We start from the raw sequence: 23,454 nt of genomic DNA, 5'->3' as shown, positions 1-23,454 counted from the left end.
CTTTCTATATGCCCAGGTTCATGGATATCCTGGAGCAAATGTCCTTTAGCTCCGGTATGAGCTCCTTTATGGCCTTCTCGTCTAACCTGACGGTAGGGGCCGCCACGGAAAGACAGCCGAATATCCTGTGGGGCGGCTCGAATATGGGGACCGCTACGGAGATGACCCCTTCCTCTCTCTCTCCGTGGCTTATGGCGTAACCCCTCTCCCTTATGGACGCCAGCTCCGACAGAAACGACTCCCGGTCCGTTATGGTCGTCCCGGTTATGGGGTAGGCCTTCTCTGCCTCCTTCAGAGCGTAGGATTCGTCCGAATAGGCCAGTATGCACTTTCCTCCGGCACCGGCCCAGAGGGGGAAGCGGTCTCCGACCCTAACCACGCACGACATGAATAGCAGGCTCTCCACGTGTTCGTAACATACCCTGTAGTCGTTTTCCAAGACGTAGAGGGTAACGGCCTCCTTGGTCTTGTCCCTTATCCTTTTCATCAGGGGGTAGGCGTGTTTAACCACCGATATGTTGTCCTTGGCCAGAAAGCCGTAGTGGTAGAGCTTCGGCCCCAGACAGTAGGACTTGTCCCTGTCGTTTCTATGGAGAAGTTTAAGCGCGACCAGGGAATTGAGCAATCTGGAGACGGTGCTGGTGGAGAGATCTACCCTCTCGGAGAGCTCCTTCAACGTTAGATGGGTGTCGTCCAGGGTGAAGCAGTCCAGAATGGATATCGCCCTGTCCAGAACCCTTACGGATTTTTCGTTCCCTTCTTTGATGATAAACCCCTCCCATATGACTTTCGTTCCGCTCTTTTCTCGGTTTAGCCTCGTTTTACCCGGAACGTTACGATCCTAAACGTCGATTTCGGAAAGATCAAGCGGATAGCTTTTGAAAAAGTGTGCGAATTCCTTGACATGGAGAAAAGAGTGATGTATGTTTCAGGTACATTCCATTGCACAGCATTCGTTACCACGTAGTGGGATTTTAGAGCGAATCTCGTTCTATGTAAAGCCCTTTCGCACGAAAATCCCGACGAGATCTTGTTCGGGAAGGACGGCAAGTAACTAAAGTTCAGGAGGAGATCCCATTGAACAGAGATTTGGTAGCCTTTCAACTAGTTCGTTTTCTTGAGTCCCGAGGGGTGGAGAAGGTCTTCGGCCTGTGCGGCCACACGGTCATAGGCCTCCTGGACGCCTTCAGGGAGAGCGAGCGGATCGAGTACATCTCGGTTCGGCACGAGCAGATAGCGGCCCACGCCGCCGACGGTTACTCCAGGGGCAAGAACAAGGGAGTTCCGGGAGTTCTCATGACCCATCTCGGGCCCGGACTTACCAACGCCACCACCGGGGTGGCCGAGGCCGGTCTGAACTCCATCCCCATGGTCGTCATAGCGGGAGACGTCCCCAGCAGCTACTACGGTCGTCATCCTCACCAGGAAGTGAACATGCACGGCGACGCGACCCAGTTCGAGATATACAAGCCCTTCGTCAAGAGGGCCTGGAGGGTGGACCGCCCCGAGCTTTTGCCGGAGATAATGGACAAAGCCTTCCGCCTCGCCGTCACAGGCCGTCCCGGTCCGGTGCTGGTGTCGATACCTATGGACATCTTCTCCATGGAGCTGGACGTTAAGTTCTTCCAGCGCCGCTACGACAACATGCCCGAGCTGCCCAAGCCCGGAATGGACATCTCCGACGCCGAGAGGATAGCCCGGATGTTGGGCGAAGCCAAGAACCCCATACTCTACCCCGGCGGCGGGGTAATATCCAGCGGGGCCTCCAGGGCCCTCACCGAGCTGGCGGAGCATCTCACCGTTCCCGTACTCTACAGCCTTATGGGCAAGGGGTCCATCTCGGACGACCACCCCATGGCGGTCGGCATGACCGGTTTCTGGGGAACGGAGTTCAACAACTCCATGGCGATGAAGGCCGACGTCATGATGGCGGTCGGTACCCGCCTTTCCGAGGCCGATTGCAGTTCCTGGTACAGGGACGAGACCTTCAACATCCCTCCGACGAAACTCGTCCATATAGATATAAACCAGGAGGAGATCGGACGCAACTACAAGACCGAGATAGGAGCCATCTGCGACGCCAGGAAAGCCCTCGAGGCAATTCTCGACGCCGCCAGGAGGATATATCCCGATGGAGTGAAGAGACCGGGCCTGGCCGAGTCGATCTCCGAGTCCAAGAGCGCCTACCGGGCGTCTCTGGTGGAGGCTCAGATCTCCGGACAGTTCCCCATGAGACCGGAGAGAATCCTGGCGGACCTTCGAGAGGCCCTTCCCAAGGACGGCTACGTGGTCGCCGACGTCGGCTGGAACAAAAACGGAGTCGGACAGCAGTTCCCCATTTACGAGGCGGGAACCTTCGTGGCACCCGGCGGCCTCTGCACCATGGGATACGGTCCCTCCGCCGCCCTGGGAGTCAAGGTGGCCTGCCCGGACAAGAAGGTGGTCGCTCTCATCGGAGACGGAGGAATGGGGACCAACGTGTCGCCTCTGGCCACTGCTGCGGAGAAGAACATAGCCGTGGTATGGGTGGTCATGAACAACTGCGCATTCGGCACCATAGCGGGACTGGAATATCAGCACTACGAGCATCACTTCGGAACCCTCTTCACCAGAGAAGGCGAGCCCTACTCTCCCGACTTCGCCGCCATCGCCAGGGCCTACGGCATAGAGGGAGAGAAGGTCGAGTCCGCCGAGGACTTCAAACCCGCTCTGGAGAGGGCCCTGGCGTCCAACAAGCCCTATCTCATAGACGTCAGCATGGAGAACGCCCCGGTGGTCACAGCCGGATGCTGGAACATAAACGATATCTACGTCAAGAGAGGCGGCAGCAAACCCGGAAGGGTGTGGGAATGATGGTTCGTCCTCTTCCCGGAAAGCCCTTGAAGGTCCGAAACGCCCTGTTGGGCGGAGAGGTTCCCCTGGTATGCGTCCCCCTGGTCGGCTCGACCGGGGAGGACGTCATGGCGGAGGTGGAGAACCTCTCCTCCATAAATCCGGACATCATAGAGCTGCGAATAGATGCCTGGGACGTGGTCGAGGATCTTGACTCGTCGATGGACCTCCTTCGCAGGGTACGCTCCGCCGTGGGAGATCTTCCCATCATCCTCACCTGTCGCGGACATTGGGAGGGCGGTATCAAGGAGGTGTCCGAGTCGGCCAAGGACGGCATATACATAGGGGCGATCTCGGAGAAGCTTGTCGAGCTGGTGGACAAGGAACTTTCCTACGGCTACGAGAAGCTCTCGGAGGTCAAGGCTCTGGCGGAGAATGCGGGAATAGGGCTTATAGTCTCCTATCACGATTTCGACCGGACCCCCTCTCTCTCCTTCATCTACTCTCAGTTGGCCACCCAGATCCGTTTCGGCGCCGACGTCGCCAAGGTGGCTCTGATGCCGAGATCGGAGGAGGACGTTCTGAAGGTGTTCGAGGCCACCCTGGCGGTCCGCAGGGACTTCCCCGACGTTCCCCTGATAACCATGTCCATGGGAGCTCTGGGACAGGTCAGCCGTCTGGCCGGAGGGCTTTACGGATCGGACCTCACCTTCGCGGTCGGAAGCGCCGAGTCCGCCCCGGGACAGATCCCGGTGGAGCGGATGCACGGGGCCTTCGATCTACTTTATCGTTAGTCGAGGAGGCAAAAAAGAAGATGGCACACAGGTATTCTCTGGCTCAGCTTACCGTTCTCGGATGGGCTCCACCCGAGATGATCTACAACGCCCACACCCTGGGCTACGACTGCGTGGGGATAAGATCCATAACCATGGGGGTCAAGGGCGAGAACGACTACGATATCTACAGGAACAGGGAGATGTTCGACCTGACCCGCAGGGCCATGGACGAGACCGGGGTGGCAATAAACGATATCGAGCTGGCCAAGATCGCCGACGGAGTCGACGTCCGGAACTACGAGGGCCCCTTCGAGGCGGCGGCGGAGCTGGGAGTCAAGAACGTCATAAGCAGCATATGGACCGACAAAAAAGACTTCTATCTGGATCAGTTCGCCACTCTGTGCGATCTGGCCAAACAATACGGCATCACGGTGAATTTGGAGTTCGTCACCTGGGCGTCGATCCGCACCCTGAAGGAGACCAGAGAGGTCCTCGACACGGTAAAGAGGGACAACGCTGGAATCATGGTAGACACCCTTCACCTGTACAGGTCCAGGGTGGATCCGGCGGAGCTGGACGACTGTCCTAAGGAGCTCTTCCACATGGCCCATATCTGCGACGGCCCGGCGGAGATCCCCGACTGGGACGACAAGGAAAGCCTGATACACACCGGAAGGGACGAACGCTACTACGTGGGCGAAGGTGCCATCGACATAGCCGGCGTAGTCCGCCGTCTTCCGGACGACGTGGTCCTCTCCATAGAGCTTCCCCATCTGAAGAGAGAGGGAAGCTGGGGATCTATGGAACACGCCAAGCGCTGTCTGTCCACGGCCAAGGATTACATGGTCGAAAACGGAATTCTGTAGGCTAAAAAATCAGTATCGCAAGGAGAGATTTGTTATGGCTAGTAAAGAGATAACTCCGGAACAGCTCGAGGTGCTGGAGAAACTTGTAGAGAAGGCCCGCCGGGTTCAGGGAATCATAGAGAACTACGATCAGGAGAGGGTCGACCGCATGTGCCGCGCCGTCGCCTGGGCTGCGGGAAATCCGGAGAACTTCGACAGACTCGGCAAGATGGGAGTCGAGGAGAGCGGAGCGGGAGACTGGAACGGACGTTACGGCAAGAGACACAAGATCCTGGGAGTTCTAAGGGACGCACTGAGACAGAAGAGCGTCGGAATGGTGGAGTTCAATCCCGAGAAGGGGCTGGCCCGCTACGCCAAACCGGCGGGGCTGATAGTTTCCCTCATCCCCATGACGAACCCGGAGCTCACCCCCATAGTCACCGCCATATACGCCCTGAAGGCCAGGGACGTGGTCATATTCTCGCCCCACCCCAGGACCAAGAAGACCACCTTCGAGGTCGTTCGTCTTATGAGAGAGGCCCTCAAGGCCATAGGCGAACCGGAGGACTTCCTCCAGTGCGTCGAGTCCCCCAACATGGCCATGGTGAACAAGATCATGACCATGGGGGACCTGATAATGGCCACGGGAGGCCCCGCCATGACCAAGGCGGCCCACAGTTCGGGCAAGCCCGCCTACTGTTCCGGCGCCGGAAACGCCACCATGATCTTCGACGAGACCACCGACGTCGAGATCGCAGCCAGAAACACCAGGATCAGCAAGACATCCGATTTCGGCTCCGGATGTTCCGCCGACGGAAACCTGGTTATCTACGGCGGGATATACGACGCCATGGTTGAGGCCCTGAAGAACGAGGGCGGCTATCTGGCCACCGACGATCAGAGGGAGATGCTGAAGAAGGCCATGTGGGACGAGGAGGGGCACCGCATAGTCGCGACCGTCGCCGTGGCTCCTCAGAAGCTGGCCAAGGCCGCCGGTTTCGAGATCCCGGAGGACCGCAAGTTCATAATGGTCGTCGGCGACGGGATCGGCAAGGAGTACAAGTTCTCCGGGGAGAAGCTTACCACCCTGCTGACACTGCATCGTTACGAAGGCGAGTTCGAGAACGCCCTGAAGATGATGGACGAGATCTACAAGGTCGGAGGCAGAGGCCACTCCTGCGGGATCTACAGCCACGACGACGACCATATCGACCGTCTTGCACTGAGGGCTCCCGTCACCCGCATAATGGTCCGTCAGCCCCAGTCCAAGGCCAACGCCGGCAGCGCCGAGAACGGAATGCCCATGACATCCAGCATGGGATGCGGCGTATGGGGCGGTAACATGGTGTCGGAGAACATCTCACTGAAACACTATATGCAGAGCACCTGGGTGGCCCGTCCCATAGTGAAGGACCAGCCCGACGAGGCGATACTCTTCGGGGAGTTCTTCGATCCCTCTAAAAAGAAACCGCAGTAGACTACTGTAGCTGTTTGAGCGGCGACCCGGCCTTCGGGCTCCGTCGTCGCCCAACCACCCAGCGGAGGTGATACAGGTGAAGATAATTCGATGGCTGAACGATCACCTGGAGGAGTACGTTTTAAGCGGGCTCCTGGTGGTGATCGCCAGCGTCATGATGCTACAGGTGATCATGAGATACGTGTTCAACAACTCGCTTTCCTGGGCGGAGGAGGCCTCCCGTTACGCCTTCATATGGTCTGCCCTCGTAAGCATCGGTTACAGCATCAAAGAGAGAAACATACTGAGGGTCGATACCCTGATAGAGGCCCTTCCCAAACCTCTCAGAAACCTGATGACAAATCTGGGAAATCTGACCGTGGTGGCTTTCTTCGGCTATCTGTCCATAGCTGCCGTGCCGGCGGTCCAGAGGGTTATGAGAAGCAGTCAGACCAGCCCGGCTCTCAAGGTACACATGGGATGGATCTATATGGCCGCCGTAGTGGGATTTCTCCTCGCTACCTTCAGGGCGATCCAGCGTTTCAGGGCCGATATTAGGGATTCGAGCGGAAAGGCGGAGCTTTAGACATGATTTTATCCATGATTCTCATCCTTCTGGGTGGTCTTCTCCTGGGTATACCCATTGCGGTGGCTCTCGGTTTCTCCACCATTCTTCCGTCCCTGATGGACTCGGCCTTTACCGCCAACGTACAGTACGTCGTTCGATGTGTGGTCAGCGCTCTCGATAGCACTCCCATGCTTGCCATTCCACTTTTCATACTTTCCGGAAACATAATGACGAAGGGAAAGATCTCCGAGAGGCTGTTCAACTTCTTTGCCTATTTCATCGGGGATTTCCCGGCGGGAATACCAATGACCGCCATAGTCACCTGTCTTTTCTACGGAGCCATATCGGGCTCCGGCGTCGCCACCACTGCGGCGGTGGGCGGGATGGCCATACCGTTTCTTACCTCCCTGGGCTACGACAAGGTCTACAGCGCTGCTCTCATCGCGACGGCCGGGAGTCTCGGGGTCATAATCCCTCCGAGCATCCCTTTCGTCACCTACGGGGTCGTTACCGGCGTCTCCATCGGCAGTCTCTTCATAGCCGGGATAATTCCCGGCATACTGATAGGCCTGAGCCTCATGGTATATGCCTACATCTACGCCAAGGTTCACGGAGAGGACAGGGAGAAGATATCCGCAAAGGTCCAAATCCTCAGATCCTGCGGTCTCTGGGTGCTCCTGAAGGAGAGTTTCTGGGCCCTTCTGGCTCCGGTCATCATCCTGGGCGGCATCTACGGAGGCATCGTCACCCCGACTGAGGCGGCGGCTGTATCGGTGTTCTATGCCCTTATCGTCTGCATCTTCATCTATAAGAGTCTGACCTTAGGTTCTTTGGGGGAGATATTGACCGACACGGTCAAGTCCTACGCTCCGATAGTGGTCCTTCTTTCTCTGGCGATAGTATTCGGCCGTGTATTGGCCCTCTTACAGGCCCCCGCGGTGTTGAGGGACTTCGTTCTGACCAACTTTGCCGGAAACAAGTACATCTTCCTCTTCGCGCTCAACGTGATATTGCTCATCCTGGGCATGTTCATGGATGTCGGACCGGCCATAGCCATACTGGCACCCATGATGCTCACCTCCGCCGTCGCATTGGGCGTCAGTCCGGTACACCTGGGCATCATCATGGTGGTCACCCTGGCGATAGGCATGGCGACTCCGCCGTTCGGGGTCGATCTCTTCGTGGCGGCTCCTCTTATAAAGGAACAGGTCATGAAGGTCGGTATAAAGGCCATACCGTTCATACTGGCCTTCATAGTAGCCCTTATGTTGATAACCTACATTCCTCAGCTCAGTCTGGTTCTGCTCGGGTGAGGGCTGGGACGATCTTAAACCGTTTGGAGGTGAGAGATGGGTTCTTTCTACTGTGTCGTTTTGTTCCGAAGGTTTATAGGTAGATCTTTTACGATCGACGAAAACAAAGGAGGGGCAATAAATGATCAACGGTAAACGTGGTTTCATGTTCCTAGGTCTGGCGGCGGCTCTGACTGTTCTTCTCGGATTTGCCGGAGAGAGCATGGCGGCGAAAAAGTACACTCTTCAGCTGGCAGGAGCTTATCCTTCCACAGGAGGCACTCCCAGGGCTTTGGCTACCGAGAAGATAAAGGAACTCGTCGAGGCCAAATCCGAGGGCAACATCACAGTCAACATCTATCTGGACAGCCAGCTAGGCGGCGACAGAGAGATCCTCGAGGGTTGCCAGTTCGGCGACATCTCCATGGTAGCTCAGACCACCGCTCCCCAGGTTGCCTTCATACCCGAACTGGCTGTCTTCGACATCCCCATGCTGTTCGACGATCTCGACGTGGCCAGAAAGACCTTCGTCGGACCCTTCAGGGCCGAGCTGAACAAATGGTACGAGAAGGCGGGCCTCAAACTGCTCCTCTTCGAGCCCATCTACTACAGAGAGACGACCAGCAGCAGAGCGCTGGAGAAAATAGACGACTTCAAGGGACTCAAGATACGTACCATGGAGAACGAGTATCACATGGCTTTCTGGAAGGCTCTCGGAGCCAACCCCACCCCTCTCAACTTCGCCGAGCTTTACGTGGCACTTCAGCAGGGACTGGTCGACGCTCAGGAGAACCCCTACGAGATCATATGGGCCAGCAAGTTCTACGAGGTGCAGAAATACCTCACGAACACCCACCACATAGCGTTTATACTCAGCGTTACGATGAACAAGGATATGTACGACGGCATGCCCGACGACTACAAGGCCATCATCGACGAGAGCATGAAAGAGGCCTCCGACTTCCTCTTCGACCTGGCCAAGTCCAAGAACGACGAGATGCTGGCCTCCCTCGAGAAGGTTGGCATGAACATCCAAGATCCGAATGCCGAGCTCAAGGCGGATCTGAAGAAGGCAGCCGCCACGGTAGAGAACATGATCCGTAAGAACGTGGGAGACGACGTGGTGGACTCCATAGTCAAAGCCACCGAAGCGGCTAAGAAGTAGACCCATCTCAGTGCAGCTCGGTGTCCGGTCCGATCGGTCCGGACACCGACTCTTTGAACGGAATATCCGAAAAGCTCTTTCGAAGGGAAGGATCGATCATCATGCTTAAGGAAAAGACTTTCTGGGCCGACACGGAGTTCTTCGGCCTTCTTGGCAGTCCGGTCAGAAAATCTCTGTCACCGGCCATGCACAACTCCAACTTCAAATCCCTGGGGATGAACGCGGTGTACACCCCCTACGAGGTGACGGCGGAGGAACTTCCCAAGGTGGTTCCGGCACTGGCAGCCATGCGCTTCAAGGGACTCAACGTCACCATGCCCCTCAAGCAGGAGATAATAAAATACCTGGACGAGCTGGACGAGATAGCCTCTCTCTGCAACGCCGTCAACACCGTCTACTGGAAGGACGGCAAGCTATGCGGATCCAATACGGATGGAATAGGATTCGTCCATGGGCTTAAGGAGCAGGGGCGATACGATCCCACCGGCAAACACTGCCTTCTCTTCGGAGCCGGTGGAGCCGCCAGAGGAGTTGCCTTCGCCCTTTGCGCCGCCGGGATCAGCTCCATAACCCTCTGGGGAAGGGCGTCGGGATACGAGAAAATCCAGAAGCTTGCCAGCGACCTCAACTCCTATCGGGCCGGAGTTTGCAAGGTGCAGTCCACCGAGGCGGGGGACATACCGAACCTTCTCAAGGAAAACGAGCTGGTCATAAACGGAACGTCCGTCGGAATGGCACCCAACACCGACGCCACGGTCTTCGATACCTCCTATCTGGAGAGCCGTCACATGGTGTGCGATCTCGTCTACGTTCCTCACGATACAAAGATGCTCCGCGAAGCCGAGGCCAGAGGTGCCAGGACCCTGATGGGATACTGGATGACCATCTGGCAGGGCGCGGAGGCCTTCCGCCGCTGGACCGGTGGAAAGGAGCCCGACGTGGAGATCATGACCAAGACCATGCTGGAGCACCTGACCAGAAAAGAGGGATAGCCATGTCCTCTCCATCTCTTCCCCGCGAGGTCGTCATCTGCGAGGTAGGCCCCAGGGACGGACTTCAGAACGAGAGCACCCTTCTGTCCGTGGAGAACAAGCTGGCCCTGATAGAGGGAATAATCGACGCCGGGGCCAAGAGCATCGAGGTCGGGTCCTTCGTCCATCCCAAGGCGGTTCCCTCCATGGCCGATACCGACGAGGTAGTCAAAAGGCTCAGGAAGATCGACGGAGTCGAGTACAGAGGTCTGGCCCTCAACTTCAAGGGAGTCGAGAGGGCCTGCGAGGCCGGGGTTACCAAGGTCAAGGTGAGCGTCTCGGCCAGTCGAACCCACTCGAGACAAAACAGCAACGCCACGCCGGAAGAGGTCATAACCGGTTTCGGAAAATGCGCCGCCTTCTGTTCCGACAGAGGGAGGGAGCTCAGCGGAGCCATCTCCACCGCCTTCGGATACACCGACGAGGGGATCATACCTCTGGAGGAGATATACCCCATAGTGGACGCCTATCTGGACCTGGGGATAAGGGAGATATCCATGTCCGACACCACCGGCATGGCCCATCCCAGCCAGGTCTACGAATACATGACCGACCTGATCCGCCGTTATCCCGACGTTACCTGGACGGTCCATCCCCACAACACCAGGGGTATGGCGCTGGCCAATATCTACGCCGCGATGACCGCAGGTGTGTCCCATTTCGACGCATCCTTCGCCGGTCTGGGAGGCTGTCCCTTTGCCCCGGGAGCCTCCGGAAACGTTGCCACCGAGGACGTGGTCAATATGCTGGAGACCATGGGGGTCCGCACCGGTTTCGATCTGGATAAGGTGTTGGCCGTGGCACGGAAGGTGGAGGAATTCGTCGGCCATCCCGGAGACAGCTCCATGCTCAGGGTCTGTCGCTGAGATCGTCGTCCATGAAAAGCCCCCGAGGAGGTGTTTCCTCGGGGGCTTTTGTTGATGAAGTATTTCCGGTTCTATCTCTCCGGGTCCACCAGAAAGACCGCTATAAGGCCGTATAGGCCGGTCAGGGCGATCAATGCGATCTCGTAGGGCTTGGGACGTCTCTTCCGGATCGACGAACCGACGGTAAGGAGTGCCGTCAGAGCTGCGACAATCCCTACGACGGCAGTCCTGTCTCCAAGTCGGAAGGATATCTCCATATTTCCTCTTCGTCTGTGTCCGAGGTCTAGGGAAAAGGGAAAGAGGGCTCTGTAGATCTTCTTCGCCCTCGTGTCCGCTGCCCTGGACATGGTATGGTCGAAGGAAGCCACGGGCCGATAGGAGCGATCCATCGCCAGGCCGTGTATGGTCGTCTCGTCGGACCAGGTGGCGGTCACGTAAAGAGGGTCGGTCAGTATCTTCAGGTCCATCTCGTTTGGGTCGTAGCCCTCTAGCGGAAGGGGGATGGTCTCGTAATCGTCGAATCCCAGCAGCCAGGCTCGGCCGTCTTGCCCTATGAGGAGGCCGTGATATACCTTCCTCAGGTTTTCCGAGACGAGAACGTACCTCGTCTTTATGTCCCGGTCGATAGGGGTTTTTCTGACGAAAGGCTCCCCCTTCACCCTCTTGATGTGAAACACGTCGTAGTCGTGGTCCACTATGAACACGCCGTCGTCGAATGGCTTCAGCACCGTTGCCCTGGAATTTACGGAACGGGCGGGGAAGGAGAATCCCTCCTTCGATAGTGCCCGGGTGAATTTCTCCGTAAGCTTCCGGTCCACCTGGTTGCTGTCGGCGTTGACGAACTCCATCCTGTCGTCGGTCATCCTGAAGACGTCGTCGGGAAGGACCAGTCTCGCCTGTCCCGAGTCGGTCTCCAGAAGGGGCCATACCGACGGCCTGGTGCTGTGTTCCCGAAGTTTCTCCGGGGTCATCTCCATTACCTGTCTGCCCCTCTTTATCTCCTCGATGTCGAAGGATCGGCCGTCTATCTCTATCGGCAGAAAGCCCAGCATATCCATGTTCTTCGAATAGATGAAAGGCAGCATCCTCTCGAACTCGAGCCTGCCGTAGTAGCTGCCCTTTTGGTCTCCGTAGGCGATCTCCGAATGATGATCGTCCGCTTTAGACCTCACCTCCTCCGGTATATCCCCTATCAGCTGCTCTCGATAGACGAATTCTTTAGTCACGGGGCTGAAGAGCAGATGGGTCTTCTCCGTATCCGGTATGAAGAGCTTTCTGTACCCCATGGGAAGATATATGGACGAGACCGAGATTATGAGGAGGATCAGGGACGCGGCGGATATCCTTCTCATCAAGAAAGCCTCCTGAAGCGGAATCTGTAGGCCGGAAGAAGAACTCCCGGAACGAGTAACGCGGATAACAGGACCAGTATCGGTAGAATCGTTCGGTAGGAACCGGGAGCGGTCCTATACATGTACAGCTCCGAGAGGGCTATCGCCACAGCTATAAGAGCCGCCTTCAAGTGGTACTTGGGTTCCAGCAAAGCCAGGGCCGTCCCGAGATAGGCCACGAAACCGGCCAGGCACCAGGGTGCGGCGGTCCAGAGGGACATGGTCACGGCCTCCAGGGGAAAGTAGCTGGCGGTCAGGACAGCCAGTATTCCCATATCGGTCAGCAGGATGGCTCCGAGGGCGAACAACCCGAATGCCACGTGTGCGGTTACGACCTTGTGAAGCTCCACCGGAAGGTGAAGGGACAGCCTGAACCTCTCGTCCCTCATCTCCGGCAGAAACTGGGCCGCTCCGAGGAGCGCTCCCGTTAAGAGGGGAATGGACCTTAGACTCCCGAAGTGGATGGATCCCAGATACATCACTCTGTGCCAGACTATCTCGGGATGGTCCATCACGAACATACTACGGGTCTCGGCGGCTATATAGGCCATGACGGCCATATTCAGAAACATTAGGGCCGCCCAACCTCTCCAGGTCTTCAGAAGCTCCTTGTATATTATCGATCGAACCATATCAATACCTCCCGGTGTAGCCTATGAAGGCGTCTTCCAGTGTCATATTTCGGGGAGTCAGGCCGGAGGGGTTCACTCCCTGGGCGTCGAGCTCCGTCTCAATCTCCTTCGGACCGGCGAAGCCGAACAGCTCCCATCGGTCGCCGTGGGTCTCGACGTTCTTTACCGGACCCTTCGGTTCGGGTACTCGAGATCCTTCGTTTTTGGGAAGCTCATAACAGTGGAAGGTACCCTTGAAAGATTCTATCGAGGTGGACCTGACGGCTCCGCCTCTCTCGAGAAAGATCACCTGGTCCACGAAACCCTCCATGTCCTGTATCACGTGGGACGTGAGGAACACCGTCCGTCCCGTCTCTCTCAGATATTCGGACATATAGTCCAGAAAAAGCCTTCTATATCCGGCGTCGAGTCCCATGGAATAGTCGTCCAATATCAGCAGTTCCGGTTGCTGGGCCATTATCAGACCAAGGACCACCTGGGACCTCTGGCCGCAGGACATATCGCCTATTCTGTGATTAGGCTTTAGCCCCAGCAGGTCGACCAGATCGTAGTATCTCGATTTGTCCCATAGAGGATAATGAGGTGCGTAAAATCTCTCTATCTGGGATATGGTCATAAAATCGTAGGCCAGATGTCCCTCGAAAAGAAGCCCTATCCTGGCCCTGGTGGCCGGTTTCAGGTCGTGGGAGTCCTCGCCGAAGACGGTACATCTTCCCGAGGAAGGACGGAGAAATCCCATGAGGATCTTTATAAGGGTGGTCTTGCCGACCCCGTTTTTACCAAGAAGTCCGTAGACCTTGCCGGGGGAAATCGATACATCGAGCCCTCTGTATATCCAACGGGATCCGTAGCGATGACAGAGACCCGATACCTCTATTACGTTTTTCATCTTTTCTCGCTCTCCTTTGTTTGCTTTAGCTAACTAGGGCATAGTAGCACGATTTGGCGTTTTTTGCCTCTAAAAAGCTTCATCGTGTTACTAAATGGGTGGAAGATAGTATCGTAGAACTTTTCCACCGGAGGGTTATGTTTTTTATCGTTGACAAAACCCCCCGAGAGGTGGTATATATCGTCTCAACCGTTTTTTGCGGCTGCGAGCCGCGGAAAGGAAAAACCATGATTTCGACGTCTGTATCGAACAATCGCCTTTTTTGGTACGGCTATTACTTTAGATGCGTGGGACCTCTGGGGAGGACCGACGTCTAGACGTCGTTGAAATCTCCGGGACCGGTCCCATTCTGGGATCGGTCCTTTTTTTATGCTTCCTGTTTTATTTCAGCACAACTGCGAAGCGACAGAGAGGAGAGGGGACATAGAAAAAAGCGTTTGGTGGAAGAGGACGGGTGGAACCCTAGAGGGAAGCCTGAAAGCGGCGAAAGGATGTCGAAAATGAACGTTCAACTTATTATCTTGATAGCTTACATAGCGCTTCTCTTCGGGGTGTCTCTCAAGGCCCTTCAGATACAGAGACGGAGTCATGTCGAAGGGGCCATGGGCTACCTCCTGGCCGGGCGCAACCTGCCTCCCGTCGTGGTGGCCGCCATGCTGGCCGGTCTAGCCATAGGAGGGGCCTCCACCGTCGGAGTTGCCCAGAACGCCTACACCAAAGGCCTGTCCGCCGGCTGGTACAACGCCGCCTGGGGTGTGGCGGGAATCGTCGTAGGCCTCGTGGCGGCGGGTTTCTTCCGCAAGATGAACGTCCGTACCGTGCCTGAGATGATGGGACGTATGTTCGGTCCCGGAGCCAGGGTTCTCGGAGCTGTAGCCCAGCTGGTCATCCAGATGGTCATAACCTCCCTTCAGTACGTGGCGGGAGGAGCGGTTCTCACGGCTCTTCTTCCGGACATATTCACCTTCCAGACCGGGATGATGGCCACCGCCGCCATATTCATCGGGGTCACCCTTATAGGCGGATATCTGGCCGGAGGTCTGGTCAACGTCATAAACGTGGTGGTCATATACGGAGGGATAATCGCCGCTCTGGTCAGCGTATCCGGAACCTTCGGAGGTTTAGAGTCCATAATGGCCGAGCTTCCTCCCTCGGACGTCTGGCTTGACTGGACCTCCGGCATGGGAACCGCCATGGTATGCGCCTGGATGGCGGTCATGATAACCCAGGCATTCTCGGTGCAGGCCATAAACCAGATCGCCTTCGCCGCCAGGGACGGCAGATCCGCCCGAAACGGCTTCATCCTCGGAGGGATAATAATCCTTCCGGTAGGTTTTCTCTGCGCTCTCTTCGGCGTCATGGCAGCCGCCAAGTTTCCCGGACTTGAGAACTCCGCCATGGCCCTGCCCGCCCTGGTGACATCAATAAGCCCCGCCATAGGAGGGCTGCTTCTGGCCGGTCTCTGGGCCGCCGATATCTCCACAGCGGTAGGCCTGCTTTTGGGAAGCGCCACCCTCACACTGGAGGACCTGGTGAAACCTCTTTTCTTTCAGAAGAAGGCGCTCGATCCCGAACGGGAGGTCTTCCTCTCCCGGATCTGCGTGGTCGTGGTCAGCGTCCTTACCTTCTTCCTGGCCCTATCCGTGGTGGGAATCCTCAAGACCCTTACCTCCGCTCTGGCTGTCACCGCGTCCTTCACCCTTCTCATACTGGCGGATCTCTTCGTTCCCTCCCTGTGCCGCAGGGGGTCGGGCTTCTGGACAATACTGGCCTCTCTGATAGTATGGGCCGGATGGACCTTCTTTCCCGCTACCCACGTGGTCTCCCACGTGATATACCTGGAGTGGCCTGTGTGCATAGCGGTGTTCCTGATGGTAGCTCTGGTAGACAGACGACCCGCCGGAAGGATAATCGGAGAAGACAGGGCATAGGAAAGGAGATACGACCGTGAGAGTTTCGTACGACGGACTAACTAGACACGTGATGGACATACTTGAAAAGGGGCTGGGTTATACCGAATCTCAGGCTCGAATAACCGCCGAGGTGCTTGTGGAGGCGGACGCTAGGGCAGTCCCGTCCCATGGGGTGGCCAGGCTGGCCTTTTACAGGAAAAACCTTGAGGGGGGATTCGCCTTCACCGACAGGGAGCCTCAGGTGGTCCACGAGACGCCGGTCTCCCTTGTGGTCGACGGAAAATCCGGCATAGGCCCCTCCGTGGCGGCTTTCTCCATGGACCGCTGCGTGGACAAGGCGCTGGAGATAGGAACCTGTTCCTGCGTGGTCCGCGACTCGAACCACTACGGAATGGCCGGTCTCTGGGCGGAACGGGCGGCAAAACGGGGCTGTATGGCGGTTGCCATGACCAACACCAGAAAATGCTGCATAGTGACATTCGGCAAGGAGCGCCTGCTGGGGACCAATCCAATAGCGGTGGCCGTCCCGGGATCGGGAGAGGAGATGTTTCTCCTCGACATGGCGACACCTGTGGTGGCTCACGGCAAGGTGGAGGTCTACGACAGGAGGAAAAAGCCCATGCCTCTGGGATGGGTGGTCGACGAGACCGGCAGGGTCACGGACGACGCATCCCACATAGAGGAACTCTTCAAGAGCGAGTCCTCTCTGGGGGGACACCTCTTTCTGGGAGGAGAGGGAGAGGAGCTGGGAGGCCATAAGGGGTACGGGCTCGGGCTGATGGTCGAGTTTCTATGTTCCGCTCTATCTCTGGGACGATGGAGCCCCGAGACGTTTCAGGAACCGGGCAGCGGAAGCGGCATAACCCACTATTTCGCCGCCACCAGGCTGGACGTCTTCGGAGACGAGTCGGCCATAAAAGGCAGCGTATCCTCCATATTGGAGTCGGTCCGGCGCAGCGAGAAGGCCGACGGTCACGACAGGATATTCGTCCACGGCGAGAAGGAGAGGGAGGCCAGAGAGAGGGCCGTTCGAGAGGGAATAGAGCTGGATCTGGCCACGGAGGACATGCTCAAACGGTACTCCGACGAGTTCGGCCTGCCTCAACTGGAGAAACTGAAATGAGCTTGGAGTTCACTCTGTCCTACGGAAAAGGGGAGCTTCCCCTGAGCCTTCCGGAAAATCTGAAACTCGAATCGGTGCTGGAACCTCCGACGCCTCGAGATGTATCCGAGGAGGAAGTCGTCCTGGACGGTCTTGAAAACCCGATAGACTCGCCCAGGCTGAGGGACCTGCTCTCTCCGGGCGAGACCGTCTGTGTGGTGGTCTCCGACGTCACAAGGGCATGGCAGAGGATGTCGGTCTACCTTCCTCTTCTGGTGGACGAGATACTGGCGGGAGGGGTTAAGGAGGAGGACGTAAAGTTCATCTCCGCAACCGGAACCCACAGATCCCAGACCCGGGAGGAACACAGACTGCTTCTGGGAGACCTGGCGGATCGCTTTCAGATCGTGGATCACGATTGCAGGGACGCAGACTCGCTGGTGTCGCTGGGGACCACCTCAAGAGGAACCCCGGTGGAGGTCAACCGCATGGTAACGGAGTGCGACAGGCTTATCCTGACCGGTGCCGCAACCTATCACGTCATGGCCGGATGGGGAGGGGGCAGAAAGTCCATACTTCCCGGGGTGGCCTCATACGAAGCTATACAGGCCAATCATGTCCTGGCGCTGAAATCGGCTCCCGAGACCGGCAGGGACATGAGATGCCGCTGCGCCTTCATGGAGGACAACCCCCTCCACCTGGACATGGACGAGGCCTGTTCCATGGTGAATCCCGATTTCGTCTTCAACGTGGTAATGGGTGGAGACGGAAGGATCGCCGCCGCCGTGTCGGGACACTGGAGGTCCGCACATCTGAAAGGCACCGAGCTGGTGAACGACCTGAACGGCGTGACTGTGGATCGAAAGGCCGACGTGGTGGTGGCATCGGCGGGAGGATATCCAAAGGACATGGTACTGTATCAGTCGTCCAAGACGGTGTTCAACTCCATAGAGGCCGTCAGAGACGGGGGTACCCTGGTGGTCCTGGCCATGTGCGACGAGGGATCGGGCAGCGACGAGTGTTTCGAGATACTGACCGGTTATTCCGACCAGGTGGCGAGGGAAAAGGTGCTCAGAGAGAGGTTCTCCATACCTCGCTACGTAGGCTATCTGCTGGCCGATCAGGCCCTGAAGGCGAATATCGTGCTGGTGTCCGAACTGAGACGGTCGGACCTGGAGGGATCGGGGATAATCGCCGTGAACTCCGTCGAGGAGGCCATGGCCGAGGTCTCAAGGCTCCATCCCGAAGGAGGATCTGCCTACGTCATACCTCACGGAGGATCTGTCTTCCCCTTTGTAAAACGGTGAATATCTAAAAGAGACGTGCAAGAGCGCCCCGGACCTTGGGCCGGGGCGCTCTTATCATTGAGTTATCGTGTTTATCTTCGTTCTGGGACAGCTGTTCTTGAGGATGGCCCTTACCTGAGGTTCCTGGTCTATGTCGAAGAGAACCTTGAGCCCCTTTATCTCCCCGGCCTTCTCGAAGAAGGCCATGAACTGCTTTTTCCTGGTGACCAATGTCACGTGGACCACCCGGTTCCAGGGCAGAACCTGCTTTCCCTTGGACAGAAAGCTTCCGGTCTCCCGGATCACTCCCTCCTCGGAGAGGTAGATCCTCTTGGTCGTTCCGGAGAAGTACACCAGTCCCAGACCGACGAAGACGTAAGGGTAGATACTGCCGAATCCGCCGGCGGAGGGACCGAAAAGCCTCCAGAGTCCCGCCGACGTCAGCAGCAATCCCGTCACTAAGGCGGTCTTCTTCATCCAGCCCGGATAGTATCCGGACTTGGACAGGCAGAGCACCTCTGAGCTATCCCTTTCCGGCATAGATCAGGCCTTCTTGGGCTCCTTGCCTTCCTGCCAGAAAACCCCGATGTTCAGGTAGGTCATGACTATGGCCACGATGGGGTTGAGGTAGTTCATGAAGGCGTAGGGAAGGTACTCCAGCGTGGGAACTCCAAGGACGGAAGCGTTGTAGGCCCCGCAGGTGTTCCATGGAATGAGGACCGACGTCAAGGTACCGGCGTCCTCCAACGTCCTGGAGAGCATCTTAGCGTGGAGTCCCTTCTCGTCGAAGGCGGTCTTGAACATGCGTCCGGGCATGACTATGGAAAGATACTGGTCTCCAAGGAACAGGTTACAGATGAAGCAGGAGGCCAGAACCGAGGTAACCATCCCGCCGACGCTCTTGACGCCCTTGAGGATGGTCTGGAGAAGGACCTCGAGGAAGCCGCAGCGTTCCATGATACCGCCGAAGGAAAGGGCGGAGAGGATAAGGGAGATGGTCCACATCATGGAATCCAGGCCGCCTCTGGTGAGCAGGTCGGACAGCATAACCCCCGCGTCCTTGGCCAGTTCGGGGCTCACCCCGGTGATGCTGCTCTGGGCCATGAGCTGGGATACGGCATCGATGGTCTCCGCCGCCGCTATCTGACCGGAAACGGTGGCCTCGTAGCCGTAGTGAAGGGCTCCTATTACGTCGCCGAAGCCGAATCCCTGGAAGAGGGACATACCGCAGGCGAAGAGGATCCCGGCGAAGAGTCCCGGCAGAGCGGGGATCTTAGCAACGGCGAGACCTATGACGATGAGAGGCGGAACCAGTCCCATCAGGCTTATGTGGAACTCTCCGGCCATGACTGCCTGGATGGCCTGGATCTTGGTTATGTCCAGGGTGCCGCCGGAATATTTGTTGCCCAGGAATATAGTTATGGCTGCCACTATGAGGAAGGTCGGGCCGGTGGTCCAGACCATGGCCCTTATGTGGGTGAAGAGGTCGGTCCCTGCGACGGCGGGAGCCAGGTTGGTCGTGTCGGACAGGGGAGACATTTTGTCTCCGAAGTAGGCTCCGGATATGATGATTCCGGCGGTAACCGGTGCCGGTATGCCCAGTCCGGCTCCGACCCCCATGAGGGCTATGCCGACGGTTCCGGAGGTTCCCCAGGACGTACCGGTGGCCAGGGCGACCACGGCACAGATAACCAGGGTGGCGAGAAGGAAGATCTTGGGAGATAGAATATCAAGCCCGTAGTAGATCAGGCTGGGAACGACTCCGCTCTGTATCCAGGAGCCTATGACCAGACCTACCATCATGAGTATCAAAATGGCCTGCAGGGCCATGGTTATTCCCTGAATGATGCCTTCCTCTATGGATTGCCAGGGAAACTTGAGAACGAAAGCGCCCCAGAGCGACACCAGTACGGCGGACAGTATGATGGGAATATGGGCGTCCGCCCCCAGTTTCAGAACCCCGTAGCTTATGAGACCAGCGCAGATGATCAGCAGTATCGCTGCCTCCATAAAGCTGGGTCTTCGACCTTCAGATGCATTCATTTGAATATAATGCCTCCTTTCGATATATAGAGATGCCCCTGTCTTTCCCCTTTGCAAAAACGTTCTTTCTTTATGGATCCTTTGTCTATCAATTCCTCGAGAGTAACACCTCCAGACGGTGGGTTTTTTTCCGGAATTTTCGACGTAGAGTGAAACATAACCTCATCTCTTCGAGGGGTTTCGCGTATCTCTCGGAGATTCGGAGATAGGCCGGCCCGGAAAAGCCTCGTTTCGCAACGTATATTCATAATAGCACAATAGACCCATTATTGTGAAATGACAGAGACCGTTTTTTTTCGAGCTCCCATGGGGCAAGGGATCGGGGGCGACTGGAGATCTGGAAAAAAACTTTGAATAGACCTTTTTTAAGGGGCTGGACAGTTTCGATAATTCGGTGTATGTTGTGCCTAGAGATTGTACTTTTTTTGATCTAAAGTTCATTTTTGGGGTTTTAAGTTGAGGCTATGGTCTATGGAGACAGCGTATCGTCGCTGCGATGGGGACATAATTTTCAGGGGAGGTTCACGAGATGCGTAAGGAGAACGTTAAGGTAATCATTTGGGGTCTTGGTGCGATGGGCAGAGGTATGGCGGAGATGATGCTCAAGAAGACCGGATTCGAGATAGTCGGCGTAGTAGGCCGCGGTGCCAAGTTGGGCAAGAGCATGTACGATTTCCTCGATATGCCCAGAGGAGACCGCCCAGACGTCCTTATCGGAGCCGCCGAGGACGTCATCGTTCCCGGAGCCGCAGACGTGGTGCTTCTCTGCACCGATTCCTTCGTCAAAGGTGCCTTCGACAAGATAAAGTTCGTCGTCGAGAGGAAGATCAACGTTGTCTCCAGCGCCGAGGAGATGGCCTATCCCAAGGCTCAGGAGCCGGAGCTGGCTGCGGATATCGACAAGCTGGCCAAGGCGAACGGAGTCACCGTCCTCGGAACCGGCATCAACCCCGGTCTCATGATGGACCTGCTGGTCGTCCTCTTCACCGGTGCCTGCGAGTCGGTCGACCACATCATAGCCCGCAGGGTCAACAGCCTGTCCCCCTTCGGTCCGGCCGTCATGGAGGAGCAGGGCATAGGAATCACAGAGGAGGATTTCCGTACCAAGAGCGCCAACGGCGAGCTGGCCGGACACGTCGGTTTCTCCGAGTCGATCAACATGATCGCCGACGCCATCGGCTGGAAGGTCGAGAAGTTCTCTCAGACCATGGAGCCAATCGTCACCCAGGTGGACCGCAAGTCTCCCTACGGCTTCGCCAAGGCCGGAGACGTGGCCGGATGTTCCATGAAGGGCTTCGGAACGGTCGACGGCGAGGTCAAGATAGAGATGGACCACCCCCAGCAGATAGAGCCCCAGCTCGGCGGCGTCGACACCGGCGACTACGTCATCATAAAGGGCACCCCGGACGTCAACATGGCCAACAAGCCGGAGATCCCCGGAGGGATCGGGACCATCGCCATGTGCGTCAACATGATTCCTCACGTCATCAACTCCCGCCCGGGTCTCAAGACCATGCTCGACCTGCCGGTGCCCAGAGCCATCATGGGCGACGTCAGGGCCATGATCGAGGAGGATTAGCTATTCCTCGCTAAGTTCGGAAGGAGTGAAGGCAACCATGGAACAGGCAAGAAAAGGCGACTGGGTCCAGGTCCGCCAGACGGTCCTGACCCCCGAGGGCAGAGCGCCTCAGGTGCCGGACGACACGAAGAAGACCCCTCTTCTGCTCTGGGTGAAGGGGTTCGCCCAGTCCGACGGCAAGATCGGAGACGATATGACCGTCGAGACCATGACGGGCAGAAAGGTAACGGGAGAGCTCTGCGCCATCGATCCCCGCTACGTCCACGATTTCGGCGACTTCGTTCCCGAGTTTCTCAAGGTGGACGTCCAGCTCAAGAAGCTCATGAAGGGGGAGGTGACGAGATGACCCTTGACATGTCCTACGAGGCCGTAATGAGCCGTAAGAACGAAATAATGAAGAAGGCCATCGGCATAGACTACACCGGCTTCGAGAGCGGCGGCATCTCCTTCGACTACGAGAGGATGATGAAGGAGGCCGGTTACTCTCTCGACGAGATTCAGGATATTCAGGGAGAGACGGGGGTCGGAAACACGCCCCTGCTGGAGCTGAAGAACATCACCGCCCTGGCCAGAAAATACGCCCCGAAGGGCAAGGGAGCTAGGATCTTCGTCAAGGACGAGGCGTCCAATCCCTCCGGCAGCTTCAAGGCCCGCAGGGCCGCCACCGCCGTTTACCACGCCAAGAAGCACGGATACAAGGGCGTCATAGCCGCCACCAGCGGAAACTACGGAGCCGCCGTGGCCTCTCAGGCCGCCATGCACGGTCTGGAATGCATAATAATTCAGGAATGTTATGATAGTAGGATGATAGGTCAGCCGGAGATACTGGAAAAGCAGAGGGCCTGCGAGGCATACGGTGCCGAGGTCGTCCAGCTCACCGTAGGTCCCGAGCTGTTCTACACCTTCCTCTGCCTTCTGGAGGAGACGGGCTACTTCAACGCATCCCTCTACACTCCCTTCGGAATCGCCGGGGTGGAGACCCTGGGTTACGAGATAGCCCAGCAGTTCAGGGACAGAATAGGCTCCGATCCCGACGCCGTGGTTGTCACCAACGCCGGAGGGGGCAACCTCACCGGAACGGCCAGAGGGCTGATCAAGGCCAAGTCGGAGGGAACCAGGGTAGTAGGTGCCTCGGTGGACCTCTCGGGGCTTCACATGGCCTCGGATCACGACTTCAACCGCAAGTCCTTCACCACCGGCCACACCGGATTCGGTATACCCTTCGCCACATGGCCCGATCGGGCGGATGTGCCGAGAAACGCCGCCCGTCCTCTGCGCTACATGGACCGCTATCTGCTGGTCAAGCAGGGCGAGGTCTTCTACATGACCGAGGCCCTGGCCGTGCTGGAAGGGCTGGAGAGGGGGCCGGCAGGCAACACGTCCCTGACCGCCGCCTTCGTGTTGGCCCAGGAGATGGACATGGATCAGACCATCGTGGTCCAGGAGACCGAGTACACCGGAGCGGGCAAGCACCCTATGCCTCAGATAAGCTTCGCCAAGCAAAACGGCATAGAGGTTCTCTTCGGCGATCCCGACAGCGAGGTCCCGGGCAAGAACATAGTCTTCCCCGACGACCCCGGCTCCATCAAGCTCAGGGAGTTCGACCTGGAGAAGGCCCGCAGATCCTACATCCGCAACTCCGTCTCCAAGTGCGGTGTTACCGGCGAGGTATCGGCCGAGGACGTCTCGTTCCTGGCCGCCGAGACCAAGACAGACGAGGGCTACGTCCGTTCCGTTCTGGCCGACCTTTGATGACACGGGCCACGGGCGTCCCGAAGGAGGCCCGTG

General features: G+C 57.3%; 21 protein-coding genes. 15 read left to right on the top strand and 6 right to left on the bottom strand.

Annotation, left to right across the window (positions count from 1 at the left end; translation table 11 throughout):
* Positions 1-4: 4 nt before the first annotated feature.
* Complete coding sequence (locus L2W58_RS03920; protein WP_255700382.1) at positions 5-733, bottom strand: IclR family transcriptional regulator; 729 nt, start codon at positions 731-733, stop codon at positions 5-7.
* A 344-nt stretch (positions 734-1,077) separates the two neighbouring features.
* Between L2W58_RS03920 and L2W58_RS03915 the strand changes: the two genes are divergently transcribed.
* From L2W58_RS03915 to L2W58_RS03875, 9 genes are all read left to right on the top strand, one after another.
* Positions 1,078-2,853 carry a thiamine pyrophosphate-binding protein gene (locus L2W58_RS03915; RefSeq protein ID WP_236101712.1) on the top strand — a complete coding sequence of 592 codons (1,776 nt, stop codon included), beginning with the start codon at positions 1,078-1,080 and terminating at the stop codon, positions 2,851-2,853.
* Positions 2,850-3,626 (top strand): type I 3-dehydroquinate dehydratase, encoded by a 777-nt coding sequence (aroD, locus tag L2W58_RS03910; RefSeq protein ID WP_236101711.1) that lies wholly within the window; start codon positions 2,850-2,852, stop codon positions 3,624-3,626. Before L2W58_RS03915 ends, aroD begins: the two co-directional genes overlap by 4 nt.
* Before the next feature lie 20 nt (positions 3,627-3,646).
* On the top strand, positions 3,647-4,474 hold the full coding sequence (locus tag L2W58_RS03905) for a sugar phosphate isomerase/epimerase family protein (protein ID WP_236101710.1): 828 nt from the start codon (positions 3,647-3,649) through the stop codon (positions 4,472-4,474).
* Positions 4,475-4,508: 34 nt separating this feature from the next.
* Positions 4,509-5,930: an aldehyde dehydrogenase family protein gene (locus L2W58_RS03900; RefSeq protein ID WP_236101709.1), complete on the top strand. Its 1,422-nt coding sequence runs from the start codon at positions 4,509-4,511 to the stop codon at positions 5,928-5,930.
* 76 nt (positions 5,931-6,006) lie between these two features.
* On the top strand, positions 6,007-6,495 hold the full coding sequence (locus tag L2W58_RS03895; protein WP_236101708.1) for a TRAP transporter small permease: 489 nt from the start codon (positions 6,007-6,009) through the stop codon (positions 6,493-6,495).
* 2 nt (positions 6,496-6,497) lie between these two features.
* Entirely contained in the window at positions 6,498-7,790 is a 1,293-nt protein-coding gene (locus tag L2W58_RS03890) for a TRAP transporter large permease (RefSeq protein ID WP_236101707.1), read from the top strand.
* A gap of 121 nt (positions 7,791-7,911) precedes the next feature.
* Positions 7,912-8,934, top strand: coding sequence for a TRAP transporter substrate-binding protein (locus tag L2W58_RS03885; RefSeq protein ID WP_236101706.1), 1,023 nt, complete (start codon positions 7,912-7,914; stop codon positions 8,932-8,934).
* Between the two features lie 20 nt (positions 8,935-8,954).
* The gene (locus tag L2W58_RS03880; protein WP_236101705.1) at positions 8,955-9,926 is read left to right on the top strand and encodes a shikimate dehydrogenase; all 972 of its coding nucleotides are present in this window, start codon (positions 8,955-8,957) and stop codon (positions 9,924-9,926) included.
* 2 nt (positions 9,927-9,928) lie between these two features.
* The gene (locus tag L2W58_RS03875) at positions 9,929-10,831 is read left to right on the top strand and encodes a hydroxymethylglutaryl-CoA lyase (RefSeq protein WP_236101704.1); all 903 of its coding nucleotides are present in this window, start codon (positions 9,929-9,931) and stop codon (positions 10,829-10,831) included.
* A 71-nt stretch (positions 10,832-10,902) separates the two neighbouring features.
* On the opposite strand, the gene L2W58_RS03870 is transcribed toward L2W58_RS03875, so the two are convergent.
* The 3 genes from L2W58_RS03870 to L2W58_RS03860 are packed head-to-tail and all read right to left on the bottom strand — an operon-like array spanning position 10,903 to position 13,743.
* Positions 10,903-12,183, bottom strand: coding sequence for a DUF4857 domain-containing protein (locus L2W58_RS03870; protein ID WP_236101703.1), 1,281 nt, complete (start codon positions 12,181-12,183; stop codon positions 10,903-10,905).
* Complete coding sequence (locus tag L2W58_RS03865; RefSeq protein WP_236101702.1) at positions 12,183-12,854, bottom strand: hypothetical protein; 672 nt, start codon at positions 12,852-12,854, stop codon at positions 12,183-12,185. Before L2W58_RS03865 ends, L2W58_RS03870 begins: the two co-directional genes overlap by 1 nt.
* Before the next feature lies 1 nt (position 12,855).
* Positions 12,856-13,743 carry an ABC transporter ATP-binding protein gene (locus L2W58_RS03860; RefSeq protein WP_236101701.1) on the bottom strand — a complete coding sequence of 296 codons (888 nt, stop codon included), beginning with the start codon at positions 13,741-13,743 and terminating at the stop codon, positions 12,856-12,858.
* Between the two features lie 500 nt (positions 13,744-14,243).
* Here L2W58_RS03860 and L2W58_RS03855 point away from each other — a divergent pair, with 500 nt between their 5' ends.
* From L2W58_RS03855 to L2W58_RS03845, 3 genes are read left to right on the top strand one after another with little or no spacing between them, the layout of a single operon-like run.
* Entirely contained in the window at positions 14,244-15,674 is a 1,431-nt protein-coding gene (locus L2W58_RS03855; protein WP_236101700.1) for a sodium:solute symporter family protein, read from the top strand.
* 16 nt (positions 15,675-15,690) lie between these two features.
* A complete protein-coding gene (locus tag L2W58_RS03850) occupies positions 15,691-16,779 on the top strand; it encodes an Ldh family oxidoreductase (RefSeq protein WP_236101699.1) in 1,089 nt (362 codons plus the stop codon).
* A complete protein-coding gene (locus L2W58_RS03845) occupies positions 16,776-18,065 on the top strand; it encodes a nickel-dependent lactate racemase family protein (RefSeq protein WP_236101698.1) in 1,290 nt (429 codons plus the stop codon). The genes L2W58_RS03850 and L2W58_RS03845 overlap by 4 nt, the downstream gene beginning before the upstream one ends.
* A gap of 54 nt (positions 18,066-18,119) precedes the next feature.
* Here L2W58_RS03845 and L2W58_RS03840 read toward each other — a convergent pair whose 3' ends face one another.
* Together L2W58_RS03840 and nhaC are read right to left on the bottom strand one after the other, a co-directional pair.
* Positions 18,120-18,584, bottom strand: coding sequence for a hypothetical protein (locus L2W58_RS03840; RefSeq protein WP_236101697.1), 465 nt, complete (start codon positions 18,582-18,584; stop codon positions 18,120-18,122).
* Between the two features lie 3 nt (positions 18,585-18,587).
* Positions 18,588-20,087 carry a Na+/H+ antiporter NhaC gene (gene nhaC, locus L2W58_RS03835; RefSeq protein ID WP_236101696.1) on the bottom strand — a complete coding sequence of 500 codons (1,500 nt, stop codon included), beginning with the start codon at positions 20,085-20,087 and terminating at the stop codon, positions 18,588-18,590.
* 529 nt (positions 20,088-20,616) lie between these two features.
* Between nhaC and ord the strand changes: the two genes are divergently transcribed.
* From ord to ortB, 3 genes are read left to right on the top strand one after another with little or no spacing between them, the layout of a single operon-like run.
* Positions 20,617-21,666 (top strand): 2,4-diaminopentanoate dehydrogenase, encoded by a 1,050-nt coding sequence (ord, locus tag L2W58_RS03830; RefSeq protein ID WP_236101695.1) that lies wholly within the window; start codon positions 20,617-20,619, stop codon positions 21,664-21,666.
* A 37-nt stretch (positions 21,667-21,703) separates the two neighbouring features.
* Positions 21,704-22,012, top strand: coding sequence for a 2-amino-4-oxopentanoate thiolase subunit OrtA (ortA, locus tag L2W58_RS03825; protein WP_236101694.1), 309 nt, complete (start codon positions 21,704-21,706; stop codon positions 22,010-22,012).
* Complete coding sequence (gene ortB / locus L2W58_RS03820; protein WP_236101693.1) at positions 22,009-23,418, top strand: 2-amino-4-oxopentanoate thiolase subunit OrtB; 1,410 nt, start codon at positions 22,009-22,011, stop codon at positions 23,416-23,418. The genes ortA and ortB overlap by 4 nt, the downstream gene beginning before the upstream one ends.
* Positions 23,419-23,454 lie beyond the last annotated feature (36 nt).

The organism is Dethiosulfovibrio faecalis (assembly GCF_021568795.1).
In the GTDB taxonomy this organism is placed as follows: Bacteria; Synergistota; Synergistia; order Synergistales; family Dethiosulfovibrionaceae; genus Dethiosulfovibrio; species Dethiosulfovibrio faecalis.
Note: the sequence above shows the minus strand (reverse complement) of the source record. Positions and strands in the feature narration are given on the sequence as shown.